Genomic DNA, 12,827 nt, shown 5'->3' on the forward strand with positions numbered 1-12,827 from the left:
TCTCAAGAGCCGGAGAGCAGCGATGACAGAGACCCGGGCAGCCGGTGCGCCTGAGGTGGCCTCAGCAGTGGCCAAAGCGATGCGCCGCCTCGTGCCGTTCCTGCTGCTGATGTACGTGCTGGCCTTCCTGGACCGCGTCAACATCGGCTTCGCCCAGGAGTCGTTCCAGGCGGACACCGGGCTCGGCGACGCCGCCTATGCCTTCGGTGCGGGCATCTTCTTCCTCGGCTACGTGCTGCTGGAGGTGCCGAGCAACCTGCTGCTGCGGCGCTTCGGTGCGCGCAGGTGGATGGCCCGCATCATGATCAGCTGGGGTCTGGTCTCGGCGGCGCTGATGTTCGCGCACACGGCTCCCGTCTTCTACGGGCTGCGTTTCCTGCTCGGCGTCGCCGAAGCGGGCTTCTTCCCCGGGGTGATCTACTACCTGACGCTCTGGGTGCCCGCGGCCCACCGGGCCAGGGTGATGGCGCTGTTCTACTTCGGCGCCCCGCTCGCGTTCATCTTCGGCAGCCCTCTGTCCGGGCTGCTGCTGGAGATGGACGGCATCAGCGAGCTGCACGGCTGGCAGTGGCTCTTCCTCGTACAGGGCCTGGCCACCGTCGCCGTCGGGCTGATCGCGCTGCGCGTCCTTCCCGACTCGCCCGGATCCGCACGCTGGCTGACGCCCACGGAGAAGGCGGCCCTCACAACTGCCGTCGCGGCGGAGGACGGTGAGAAGGAGGAGAGCAGCGTGCTGCGGGCGCTGCGCAGCGGCCGGGTGCTGTACCTGTCGCTGATCTACTTCGTCATCCAGGTCTCCGTCTACGGCGTGACGTTCTTCCTGCCCACCCAGGTCGGCGAACTGCTCGGCACCACCGTCGGGTTCGAGGTCAGCCTCGTGACGGCGATCCCGTGGGTGTGCGCCATCGTCGGCTCCGTCGTCGCGGGCCGTGTCAGTGACCGCACCGGGCGGCGCCTGCCGGTGGCGGCCTGCTGCCTGATCGCGGGCGCCGCCGGGATCTCCGGATCGGTGCTGGCCGGGTCGCCGGCGCTCGCGCTGGTCGCCCTGTGTGTGGCGGCGGCCGGATTCATCGCCGTGCAGCCCGTGTTCTGGACCCAGCCCACCGCTTTCCTCACCGGCGCCGCGGCGGCGGGCGGCATCGCGCTCGTCAACTCACTCGGCTCGATCGGCGGGTTCGTCGCACCGAACGTCAAGACCTGGGCGGACGGGGTGGCCGGTTCCCCGAGCGCCGGGCTCCAAGTCATCGCCGGATTCACCCTGTTCGGCGCCGTGCTGATCGCGGGACTCGGCGCGTGGCAGCGCCGGACCCCGCAGCCCGGGGCGAACCGGACGGGTGAAGGGCTCGTAGGGACCGAGAAGGAGAGCAGGATCCGCTGATGCGCGCGCTCGTGATGAAGGACCACTGGCAACTCGAGGTCGAGGAGCTTCCCGAACCCCGCGCCGCCGAGGGCGAAGTGGCGATGTCCGTCCTCGCCACCGGCATCTGCGGCTCCGACATCCACGGCTTCACCGGTGAGAACGGCCGCCGCTTCCCGGGCCAGGTGATGGGCCACGAGACGGTCGGACGGATCACGCAGCTCGGTGACGGAGCGGACCGGGCTAGGAGCCGGGCCGGCCAGGAGGAGCTTGCCGTCGGGCAGCTGGTGACCGTCAACCCCGTGATCTCCTGCGGCAGTTGCGAGGCCTGCCACGCCGGGGCGCAGCAGCTCTGCCCGTCCCGCCGTGTCATCGGTGTCGACCCGGCGCTGCGGTCAGCCTTCGCCGAGACGATGACCCTTCCCGCCGCGAACGTCGTCGTGCTCCCGGAAGGCATGCCGCCGGAGTACGGCGCACTCGTGGAACCCCTCGCCGTCGGCCACCACGCGGCCGTGCGCGGCGGATGCGGCCCCGACGACCTCGTTCTCGTCATCGGTGGCGGCCCCATCGGGCAGGCGGCGGCGCTGGGAGCCCTGCGGCTCGGCGCGCGGCGCGTGGTCGTGAGCGAACCGCATGCCGGGCGGCGCGTGCTCCTGGAGAAGCTGGGTCTGCGGTCCGTCGATCCCAGGGACGGTGAACTGGAGCCGCGCGTACTGGAGTTGCTGGGCGGGCGGCCCACGCTGGCGCTGGACGCCGTCGGCGCGGAGGAGACCGCCGGCCAGGCCCTCGGCCTCACGGCGCTCGGCGCCAGGATCGTCCTGGTGGGCATGCACGCGCCGCGGCTGGCGCTTCCGGCGTACTCCCTGAGCACCCAGGAACGCTCGCTCATCGGCAGTTTCTGCTACACGGCGGACGAGTTCACCCGCACCGCGCAGTGGGTGGCTCGGACGGACACCGATCTGTCCGTCCTCATCGAGGGGCGCGTGGACCTGACCGGCGCGGCACGCAGCTTCACCGCCCTGGCGCGGGGCGAGGACCAGGCGAGCAAGGTGCTGGTCCACCCGCGCGGCGTCACCACATCCGGCACCACGGCCGAGGAGGTCCACCAGTGAGCGTTCGCAACCCGCGCATCCGCCACCTTCGTGCCTACACCGTCGACGCGCAGGGCGGAGCCGACTACCACGACCAGCCTGCCGGCCACTGGATCGACGACCACATCGCCACCCCGATGTCCGTCTACCCGGAGTACCGGCAGAGCCGCCAGAGCTTCGGGATCGACGTCCTGGGCTCGCTCGTCGTCGAGGCCGAGGCGGACGACGGGACCGTCGGGTTCGCCGTTACCACCGGAGGTGAACCCGCCGCCTGGATCATCGAGAACCACCTGGCCCGCTTCGTCGAAGGCGCACCCGCCGCCGGCCTGGAGCGGATCTGGGACCAGATGTACCGGTCCACCCTCTTCTACGGCCGCAAGGGCCTGGTTCTCAACGCCATCAGCGGGGTCGACCTCGCCCTGTGGGACCTCCTCGGCAAACTCCGCGAACAGCCCGTCCACGCGCTGCTGGGCGGACCGGTCCGTGAGGAGCAGGTCTTCTACGCGACGGGCGCCCGTCCCGACCTGGCCGAGTCGATGGGCTTCATCGGCGGCAAGATGCCGCTGCGGCACGGGCCCGCCGAGGGCGAGGAGGGGCTGCGGGCCAACGTCGAGGCGATGACGTCCATGCGCGAGCGGGTCGGGGACGACTTCTTCCTCGCCTACGACTGCTGGATGTCGCTCGATGTGCCGTACGCGACCCGCCTCGGGCACCGTCTCGCGGGGCAGGGCGTGCGCTGGATCGAGGAGGCCCTGCCCCCGGACGACTACTGGGGCTACGCCGAGCTGCGGCGCAACCTGCCGCCGGGGATGCTCACTTCGACGGGGGAGCACGAAGCAGGGCGGCTCGGGTTCAGGCTGCTGCTGGACATGGACTGCGCCGACATCCTCCAGCCCGACGTCGGGTGGTGCGGCGGGCTCACCGAGCTCGTGAAGATCTCGGCGCTCGCGGACGCGCACGGAAAGCTGGTCGTGCCGCACGGATCGAGCGTGTACTCGTACCACTTCGTGATCACGCGTCACAACAGCCCGTTCGCCGAGTTCCTGATGATGGCTCCGCAGGCGGACGAGGTCGTGCCCATGTTCAGCCCCCTCCTGCTGGACGAGCCCGTGCCCGTCGGCGGACGGCTGACGCTGCCCGATACCCCCGGATTCGGGGTGCGTCTCAACCCCGAATGCGCGCTGCGGCGGCCCTTCCAGCACTGACGCCCCTTCATCGACCTGCCGGGGCGGCACGCGAGTGCACCCCGCTGTGACCGGACGACCGAGCGACCGAACGAACGAGCAAGGAACGTAGATCTTCATGCGTCTGATCCGCCTGGGAGAACCCGGCACCGAGCGCCCCGCCGTTCTCGACGACGACGACCGCGCCTTCGACCTGACACCGGTCACCCGCGACATCGACGGCGGCTTTCTCGCGGAGGACGGCATCGCCAGGGCCCGTGCGGCCCTCGCCGCGGGGGAGCTGCCCGCCCTCGAAACCGCCGGGCTGCGCACGGGGGCACCGGTGGCCCGCCCGGGCGCCGTCCTGTGCATCGGCCAGAACTACGCGGCGCACGCCGCCGAATCGGGCGATGCGCCGCCGAAGCAGCCCGTCGTCTTCTTCAAGACCCCGAACACGGTGGTCGGCCCGTACGACGACGTGCTGATCCCCCGCGGGGCGGAGAAGACCGACTGGGAGGTGGAACTCGCCGTCGTCATCGGCCGCCGTGCCCGCTACCTCGACTCGCCGGAGGAGGCGCTGGCGCACGTCGCCGGGTACGCGGTCTCCAACGACGTCTCCGAACGCGCCTTCCAGATCGAGGAGTCCGGCGGTCAGTGGTCCAAGGGCAAGTGCTGCGAGACCTTCAACCCGCTGGGGCCGTGGCTGGTGCCGGCCGGCGAGGTGGGCGACCCGCAGCGGCTCGGGCTGCGGTCCTTCGTGAACGGTGAGCCCCGGCAGGACTCCTCGACCGCGGACATGATCTTCTCCGTCGCCTTCCTGGTGCACCACCTGAGCCAGTACCTGGTGCTGGAGCCCGGCGACGTCGTCAACACCGGAACCCCGCAGGGTGTCGCCCTCTCGGGGCGCCATCCCTACCTGGCGCCGGGGGACGTGATGGAGCTGGAGATAGACGGACTGGGGGCCCAGCGGCAGGAGCTCGGCAAGGCGTGAACGGCGGTGCGGCCGGTCCGGATCCAGCTCCGGTGCGTGACCCTGGTGTGACGCAGAGGCGCGCGGGGGAGAAATCCCGGGCGCGGGAGATCCCGCTCGGCACCGACGGAAGGCCGGTTCATGGGGGACGAGTGCACGGCCGGTACCGGCGATCCCTGGGCCGGTACCGGCGATCCCGGTGACCTGAGGATGGACCGGCCGCACATCGCTCGCGTCTACGACTACTACCTGGGCGGCAAGAGCAACTACGAGGTGGACCGCGAGGCCGGTGACCAGGTGATGGCGGTCTGGCCCGGCGTGCGCATCTGCGCCCGTACCAACAGGGCGTTCATGCACCGCGCGGCCCGCGTGCTCTGCGCGGAGCTGGGGCTCGACCAGTTCCTCGACATCGGTACGGGCATACCGTCCGAACCGAATCTCCATCAGATCGTCCAGGGCCAGAACCCGCGGGCCCGCGTCGTGTACGTCGACAACGACCCGCTCGTGCTCGCACACGCCCGCGCCCTGATGAACGGTTCGCCGGACGGGCGGACGGCCTGCCTGGAGGGCGATCTCACCGACCCCGACTCCATCCTGCGGTCGCCGGAGCTGGGGCGGGTCCTGGACCTGACGCGTCCGGTCGCGCTGAGCATGCTGGCGCTGCTGCACTTCGTGCCCGACGACCAGGACGCGCACGGGATCGTGCGGCGCTTCGCCGATGCGCTGCCGTCCGGTTCGGCGCTCGTCCTCACCCACGGCACGAGCGACTTCGCGCCCCTGGAGACCGGCCGGGCCGGGCAGGTCTACACGGAACGCGTGGCACGGGCGCAGACGCGCGGCCGGGAGGAGTTCGCCCGCTTCTTCGACGGACTGGAACTCCTCGAGCCGGGCATCGTGGTGCCGCACCGCTGGCGTCCGTACCGGCAGGCGGGAGCGTGCATCGGGGGCGACCAGGACGTGGCGGACGCCGAGGTCGGGCTCTGGGCGGGGCTGGCCCTCAAGCCCTGAGCGCGGAGCGGAGGCCGGCGCACCCCGCCCGGTGCCCCCGACCGGCTCAGCTCCACGGGACTCCGGCGCCGGGTGACCGTAGGTTCGCGGCAGAGGGCCATCCGCGACCGCCGCCCGGGAGGCGCTGACACATGTCGCTGCACAAGGGCCGGATCGCTGACCGCGCCGGCGACGGCACAGCCGACGGGACACGGACCCGTGCGGAACCCCGCGCGGTCTCCGTCAACCCCTTGTACGGCGAGGCCGATCCCGTCAGCGGAATGACCACGGAGCCTCCCCGCCACCGGCTGCCGGACGAACCCATGGCACCCGACGCGGCCCGGCAGCTCGTGCACGACGAGCTGATGCTGGACGGCAACTCCCGCCTGAACCTGGCGACTTTCGTCACGACGTGGATGGAGCCGCAGGCAGGCGAGCTGATGGCCCTGTGCCGCGACAAGAACATGGTCGACAAGGACGAGTACCCGCGCACGGCCGAGCTGGAGCGGCGCTGCGTGGCGATGCTCGCCGACCTGTGGAACGCCCCGGATCCGTCCGCGGCCGTCGGCTGCTCCACGACCGGCTCCAGCGAGGCGTGCATGCTCACCGGCATGGCCCTCAAGCGCCGCTGGGCCCGGCGTGCCGGCGACCGCTATCCGGCCTCCGCCAGGCCGAACCTGGTGATGGGCTCCAACGTGCAGGTGTGCTGGGAGAAGTTCTGCAACTTCTGGGAGGTGGAGGCCCGTCAGGTCCCCATGGAGGGCGAGCGCTTCCACCTCGACCCGGAGGCGGCAGCCCGGCTGTGCGACGAGAACACCATCGGGGTCGTTGCCGTTCTCGGCTCCACCTTCGACGGGTCGTACGAGCCGGTCGCCGAGGTGTGCCGGGCGCTCGACGCCCTCCAGGAGCGGACGGGCACCGACGTACCGGTGCATGTGGACGGCGCGTCCGGCGCGATGATCGCGCCCTTCCTCGACCCGGACCTGCTCTGGGACTTCCGGCTTCCGCGCGTCGCCTCGATCAACACCTCCGGGCACAAGTACGGCCTCGTCTACCCCGGTGTCGGCTGGGCCCTGTGGCGCTCGCAGGAGGCGCTGCCGGAGGACCTGGTCTTCCGGGTGAACTACCTGGGCGGCGACATGCCGACCTTCGCGCTGAACTTCTCCCGGCCCGGCGCGCAGGTCGCCGCGCAGTACTACACGTTCCTTCGGCTGGGGCACGGCGGCTTCACCGCCGTGCAGCAGAACGCCCGCGACGTGGCCCGGTCCCTGGCGGCCCGCATCGGGGAGACGGGGGACTTCCGGATGCTGACCCACGGCGACCAGCTCCCGGTCTTCGCATTCACGACGGTGCCGGACATGAGGAGCTACGACGTCTTCGACGTCTCCCGCCGGCTGCGCGAGCGGGGCTGGCTGGTGCCCGCCTACACCTTCCCGCCGAACCGTGAGGACCTGTCCGTGCTGCGGATCGTGTGCCGCAACGGCTTCACAGCGGACCTCTCCGACCTGTTCCTGGACGACCTGACGGAGCTGCTGCCCGAACTGCGAAGGCAGAGCGGCCCGTTGGGACGCCCGCCTGCCGAGGCGACGGCCTTCCACCACTGAGCGCGAGCCGGGAGAGCGCCGGGCGTCGAGCGGGAGGACCGTAGGGCAGCCGCCGGGACGGGCTGCCGACCGGTCACCGGCGGTGCCTGCCCACTGACATCTCGTGCCGAGCCCCTGGCATCGCCGGGGGCGGCCTCGACGCCGTGCGGCGTCGAGGCGCACACCACCGGGAGCGCACGGCGTGAACCGCGCCGAGGGGGTACCCGGCCGCACGGGGCACCGAGGAGCCGCGGTCGGCTCGTGCGGAAGGAGAGCGAGGACATGGCCCGCCCGATATGGAGCGGAGTGATCACTTTCGGTCTGGTGACCGTTCCGGTGCAGCTGTTCGCCGCCGTGGAGGATCACGCGGTCCACTTCCATCAGCTTCAGCGCGGCACCGGTGACCGCGTGCGCAACCGGCGCGTGAACGAGCGCACCGGCAAACGCGTCGACTACGACGAGATCGTCAAGGGCTACGACGTGGGGGACGGTGAGTACATCGTCGTCGAGCCGGAGGAGCTGGAGGAGATCGCCCCCGGCAGGTCGCAGGTGATCGAGGTCAGCGGCTTCGTCGACCTGGAAGAGGTGGAGCCGGCCTTCTTCAGCCGCACGTACTACCTGGCGCCGAGGAGCGACGAGTACTCCAAGGTCTACCGGCTGCTGCGCACCGCCCTCGCCGAATCGGGCAAGGCCGGCGTCGCGACCTTCGTGATGCACGCCAGGGAGTACCTCGTCGCGCTGCGCGCCCGTGACGACGTGCTCGAACTGCACACCCTGCACTGGGCCGACGAAGTGCGCGACCCGGAGCGGGAGCTCCCCCGGCTGCCCGGGCGGGAGCGGGCCGGGAGCAAGGAGCTGGACAGCGCGAGGCAGCTCATCGATGCCATGGCGGTCGACTGGCGTCCCGAGGACTACGAGGACACCTACGAGAAGAAGGTGCGCCGCCTCGTCGACGCCAAGCGCGAAGGCAAGGAGGTCGTCGCCGAGCAGGAGCCTCCCGAGGCCACCAACGTGGTCGACCTGGAGGACGCCCTGCGGCGCAGCGTGGACCAGGCCGGCTCGCGGAAGGAGTCCCGCCCGGCGGGGCGCTCCCGGCAGCGGTCCGGTTCCGGCGAGGGCGGGCGGGGGCTGTCCGAGCTGAGCAAGCGGGACCTGTACGAGCGGGCCACCGACCAGGGCATCCAGGGCCGCACGCGGATGAACCGGCAGCAGCTCATCCAGGCCCTCAGCGACAGGCGGTCCGGGAAGGCATCCTGACCCGGACGGGGCATCGACCACTCGGTCCGAGATGCACCTTTCGTCACACGATGCGAAGCTCTGGGGAGAACCCGCCGTGCGTCTGCCGGGGGGAGGATCCGGCCGAGCACGCAAGGTGGTCCCGCGATGAACACTCCCGCCGCGTACTTCGAGCAGCTCTACAGCGACTCGTCGGACCCCTGGAGCCTCTCCGAGCGGTGGTACGTGCAGCGCAAGTACGACCACACGCTCGCCGCCCTCCCGCAGCGCCGCTACCGCAGCGCCTTCGAGCCCGGCTGCTCCGTCGGCGTCCTCACCACCGCGCTCGCCGAACGCTGCGACAGCCTGCTGGCGACCGACCGCGTCGCCGCGGCGGCCGAACTCACCGCCGCCCGCACCCGGCACCTGCCGCACGTACAGGTGCGGCAACTGGCCGTCCCCGAAGCGTGGCCCGAGGGGCGCTTCGACCTGATCGTGCTCTCTGAGCTCCTCTACTACTTCGACGACCGGACCCTGCGCGACGTGCTCAACCGCACCGTCGAAGCCCTCGAACCCGGCGGCACCCTCGTCACGGTGCACTGGAACCACCCGGCGCCCGAACACTTCCGCACGGGCCGCTCCCTCGCCCCCGTGCTCAGCGCGGTCCCCGGCCTGACGCTGCTGACCGACTGCCGCGATCCGGACTTCACGCTCCACGTGCTGGGGCGCCCGGACGACGTCGGCCGCGGCCCGTTCTCGACCGCCGCGCGGGAAGGGCTCGTGTGAGGGTGAGGCCCGCTCGGTGCGCGCTCGCGGTCACGGCAGCGGCGTCCAGACAGCTGCCGGCGGACCGTCACTCGACGCGGTCCCCGAAGTACCAGCGGCTCAGCGCGATGCGCAGCCGCTCGACGCGCCCGTCCGCCTCGCCCTTCCGCGCCGCCTCGAGGGCACGGGGCGCCTCACGCATCAGCAGCGTGTAGCGCTCCTGGACCGGGATCGGGCGGTGCTCGGGCTCCATGCCGCCCTCGATGGTCTGCCGCACCTCGCCGGTCTCCTCGCCCTCCCGTACACGTTCGAGCTCGTGCGCGCGCAGCGCCAGGCACAGCCGCCGGGTGACCATGAAAGCGATCACCGGGGCCAGTACGAGGGCCACGCGGAAGGTCCAGGTCAGACCGTTGAGGGAGACGCCGAAGAGAGTGGCGATCACATCGTTGCCGCCGCCCAGCAGCAGTACGACGTAGAAGGTGATGCCGGCGACGCCGAGGGCGGTACGGGCGGGGCGTTCCCGGGGGCGGTCGCACACGTGGTGCTCCCTGTCGTCACCCGTCAGCCACCTCTCCAGGAACGGGTAGAGGTAGATGCCCATGAAGAGCAGCGCGGGCAGGATCACCGTGGGGACGAGGACGTTCCACATGAAGGTGTGGCCCCACAGCGTCGTCTCGAAGCCCGGCATCATGCGCAGCGAACCTTCGAGGAAGCCCACGTACCAGTCGGGCTGTGAACCGGTGCTGACCTGGTCGGTGCGGTAAGGACCGTAGTTCCAGACCGGGTTGATCTGCACCACGGCGCCCAGCACGGTGATCACCCCGAAGACCATCAGCTGCAGCCCGGTCGACTTGGCGGCGAACTGGGGGAACATCGGCTGCCCCACGACGTTGTTGTTCGTCCTGCCCGGCCCGCCCCAGTGCGTGTGCTTGAGGTAGACGATCAGGATCAGATGGACCACGAGCAGGGCGACCAGGAGCGCCGGGATGAGGAGGATGTGCGCCGTGAACAGCCGCGGGATGATCTCCGTGCCCGGGTACTCGCCGCCGAAGAGGAACAGGCTCAGATACGTGCCGACGACCGGGATGGACAGCAGCAGGCTCTGGACGACCCGCATGCCGGTGCCCGAGAGCAGGTCGTCCGGGAGCGAGTAGCCGCAGAAGCCCTCGACGATCGCCAGCAGGAACAGGGTGACTCCGACGACCCAGTTGATCTCCCGGGGCTTGCGGAACGCGCCCGTGAAGAACACCCGCATCATGTGGACGCCGATCGCCGTGATGAAGACCAGCGCCGCCCAGTGATGCACCTGACGGATCAGCATCCCGCCCCGCACGTCGAAGCTGATGCGCAGCGTGGAGTCGTACGCCTCGGAGACCAGCAGCCCCCTCATCGGTGCGTACGAGCCCGTGTAGCGGATCTCCGTCCCCACGGGGTGGAAGAAGAAGGTGAGGAAGACGCCCGTCAGGATGAGCAGGACGAAGCTGTAGAGCGCCAGTTCACCGAGCAGGAACGACCAGTGGTCGGGGAAGGTCTTGCGCAGGAGCGAGCCGCCCTCGGCGGCCGGCAGCCGGGCGTCGAGGTACTTGAAGCCGCCCTTCGCGGCCCTGCCCGCCCTGGCACCGGGCTGCACCCTCTTCCGCTGCTGGAGCATGCGCCGTCCTCCTCACTTCTCGTACGGGCGGATCAGCGGTCGTTGTGCTGGAAGACGAATCCGGCGACGCCGGGGACGACGATCCCGACCCCGATCAGGAAGAGCCACATGCCGAAGATCACTCCGAGCCCGGCGATCGCCGTGCCCAGGGCAGTGAAGACGGGGTAGTAGCTGCGCGGCGAGAAGAAGGCGAGCGGCCCGGCGCCCTCCCGTACGTCCGCGTCCGTGCGGTCCTGCGCGCGGTCGCCGTGCCGCAGGTACTGCACCCACAGGAAGAGGGCGATGAGAGAGGACATCAGGAAGGAGACCAGCAGGGCGGCGTTCCCCGCGGTGTCCCGCGAGAAGGGCACGTAGCAGGCGGAGACCACCGCGAAGAAGGCGGCCACACCGGTGAAGAGCAGCGCCTCGACCCTCATCGCCCCGCCCCCTCCGCCTCGCGCGGCCCCGAGGTGGTTCGCGCCATCTCCGGGTGGTGCAGGTCGAAGGCAGGCGATTCGGAGCGGATGCGCGGCAGGGCCTCGAAGTTGTGCCGGGGCGGCGGGCACGACGTCGCCCACTCCAGGGACCGCCCCCAGCCCCAGGGGTCGTCCTCGGTGACGCGCTTGCCGTACCTGGAGGTGTGCCACACGTTGTAGAGGAAGGGGAGCGTGGACAGGCCGAGGACGAAGGCGCTGACCGACGAGACGGTGTTGAGCGCGGTGAAGCCGTCGGCCGCCAGATAGTCGGCGTAGCGGCGGGGCATTCCCTCCTCGCCGAGCCAGTGCTGGACGAGGAAGGTGCCCTGGAAGCCGGCGAAGAGAGTCCAGAAGTGGATCTTCCCCAGGCGCTCGTCCAGCATCTTCCCGGTCATCTTCGGCCACCAGAAGTAGAAGCCGCCGAACGTCGCGAAGACGATGGTTCCGAAGAGCACGTAGTGCAGGTGGGCGACGATGAAGTAGCTGTCGGTGAGATGGAAGTCCAGCGGCGGCGAGGCGATGATGACCCCCGTCATTCCGCCCAGCAGGAACGTCACGAGGAAGCCGACGGCCCACAGCATCGGGGTCTCGAACGACAGCGACCCGCGCCACATCGTCCCGATCCAGTTGAAGAACTTCACGCCCGTCGGCACCGCGATCAGGAACGACATCAGCGAGAAGAAGGGCAGCAGCACCGCGCCCGTCGCGAACATGTGGTGCGCCCAGACCGTGGCCGACAGACCGGTGATGGCGCAGGTCGCGGCGATCAGGCCGATGTATCCGAAGATCGGCTTGCGGCTGAAGACGGGCAGGATCTCGGTCACGATCCCGAAGAACGGCAGCGCCACGATGTAGACCTCGGGATGCCCGAAGAACCAGAACAGGTGCTGCCAGAGGATCGCGCCGCCGTTGGCGGAGTCGAAGATGTGCGCCCCGTACTTGCGGTCCGCCTCCAGGGCAAGCAGCGCCGCCGTCAGCACGGGGAAGGCGAGCAGCGCAAGGATCGAGGTGAACAGCACGTTCCAGGTGAACAGCGGCATCCGGAAGACGGTCATGCCCGGCGCTCGCAGGCAGATGATCGTGGTGATGAAGTTGACGGAGCCGAGGATCGTGCTCAGACCCGCCACCGCGAGCCCCATCGTCCACAGGTCGCCGCCCGAACCGGGCGAGAACGTCGCGCTGTTGAGCGGCGCGTACGCGAACCAGCCGAAGGACGCGGAACCCTCCGGGGTGAGGAAACCGCTGAGGACCATCAGGCCGCCGAAGAGGAAGACCCAGTACGTGAAGGCGTTCAGCCGTGGGAAGGCCACATCCGGCGCACCGATCTGCAGCGGCATGACGACGTTGGCGAACCCGGTGAACGTGGGCGTCGCGAAGAGCAGCATCATGATCGTGCCGTGCGTCGTGAACAGCTCGTTGTACTGCTGCGCGGAGAAGATCTGCAGTCCCGGGCGGGCCAGTTCGGCCCGCATCAGCATCGCCATCAGACCGGCCACGATGAAGAACGCGAAGGACGTGGCCAGATACATGTTCCCGATCACCTTGTGATCGGTGGTGCTCAGATAGTTCAGCAGCCTCTTGCCGAAGGTG

Annotated in this window: 11 protein-coding genes; 8 read left to right on the forward strand and 3 right to left on the reverse strand. The window is 70.2% G+C overall.

All coding sequences use genetic code 11. The features are described 5' to 3' along the window. Positions 1-22: 22 nt before the first annotated feature. The 8 genes from G4Z16_RS22925 (at position 23) to G4Z16_RS22960 (ending at position 9,152) form a co-directional block, all read left to right on the forward strand. Complete coding sequence (locus G4Z16_RS22925) at positions 23-1,378, forward strand: MFS transporter (protein ID WP_197352565.1); 1,356 nt, start codon at positions 23-25, stop codon at positions 1,376-1,378. Next, positions 1,378-2,469: a zinc-dependent alcohol dehydrogenase gene (locus G4Z16_RS22930; protein ID WP_197352566.1), complete on the forward strand. Its 1,092-nt coding sequence runs from the start codon at positions 1,378-1,380 to the stop codon at positions 2,467-2,469. Before G4Z16_RS22925 ends, G4Z16_RS22930 begins: the two co-directional genes overlap by 1 nt. After that, a complete protein-coding gene (gene rhmD, locus G4Z16_RS22935) occupies positions 2,466-3,653 on the forward strand; it encodes an L-rhamnonate dehydratase (protein WP_197352567.1) in 1,188 nt (395 codons plus the stop codon). The genes G4Z16_RS22930 and rhmD overlap by 4 nt, the downstream gene beginning before the upstream one ends. Before the next feature lie 97 nt (positions 3,654-3,750). Continuing rightward, positions 3,751-4,602 (forward strand): fumarylacetoacetate hydrolase family protein, encoded by an 852-nt coding sequence (locus tag G4Z16_RS22940; RefSeq protein ID WP_197352568.1) that lies wholly within the window; start codon positions 3,751-3,753, stop codon positions 4,600-4,602. A 120-nt stretch (positions 4,603-4,722) separates the two neighbouring features. Further along, positions 4,723-5,589 (forward strand): SAM-dependent methyltransferase, encoded by an 867-nt coding sequence (locus G4Z16_RS22945; protein ID WP_246531005.1) that lies wholly within the window; start codon positions 4,723-4,725, stop codon positions 5,587-5,589. A gap of 131 nt (positions 5,590-5,720) precedes the next feature. After that, entirely contained in the window at positions 5,721-7,172 is a 1,452-nt protein-coding gene (gene gad / locus G4Z16_RS22950; RefSeq protein ID WP_197352569.1) for a glutamate decarboxylase, read from the forward strand. A gap of 261 nt (positions 7,173-7,433) precedes the next feature. Next, on the forward strand, positions 7,434-8,408 hold the full coding sequence (ku, locus tag G4Z16_RS22955) for a non-homologous end joining protein Ku (protein WP_197352570.1): 975 nt from the start codon (positions 7,434-7,436) through the stop codon (positions 8,406-8,408). A 126-nt stretch (positions 8,409-8,534) separates the two neighbouring features. Then, a complete protein-coding gene (locus tag G4Z16_RS22960) occupies positions 8,535-9,152 on the forward strand; it encodes an SAM-dependent methyltransferase (RefSeq protein WP_197352571.1) in 618 nt (205 codons plus the stop codon). 67 nt (positions 9,153-9,219) lie between these two features. Here G4Z16_RS22960 and qcrB read toward each other — a convergent pair whose 3' ends face one another. The 3 genes from qcrB to ctaD are packed head-to-tail and all read right to left on the reverse strand — an operon-like array spanning position 9,220 to position 12,811. Continuing rightward, positions 9,220-10,782 (reverse strand): cytochrome bc1 complex cytochrome b subunit, encoded by a 1,563-nt coding sequence (gene qcrB, locus G4Z16_RS22965; RefSeq protein WP_197352572.1) that lies wholly within the window; start codon positions 10,780-10,782, stop codon positions 9,220-9,222. Positions 10,783-10,814: 32 nt separating this feature from the next. Beyond that, complete coding sequence (ctaF, locus tag G4Z16_RS22970) at positions 10,815-11,198, reverse strand: aa3-type cytochrome oxidase subunit IV (RefSeq protein ID WP_197352573.1); 384 nt, start codon at positions 11,196-11,198, stop codon at positions 10,815-10,817. Beyond that, positions 11,195-12,811, reverse strand: a complete 1,617-nt coding sequence (ctaD, locus tag G4Z16_RS22975; protein WP_246531350.1) for an aa3-type cytochrome oxidase subunit I — start codon at positions 12,809-12,811, stop codon at positions 11,195-11,197. Before ctaD ends, ctaF begins: the two co-directional genes overlap by 4 nt. Between the last annotated feature and the right edge of the window lie 16 nt (positions 12,812-12,827).

Origin of the sequence: Streptomyces bathyalis, from assembly GCF_015910445.1 — a bacterium.
GTDB classification, from domain to species: Bacteria; Actinomycetota; Actinomycetes; order Streptomycetales; family Streptomycetaceae; genus Streptomyces; species Streptomyces bathyalis.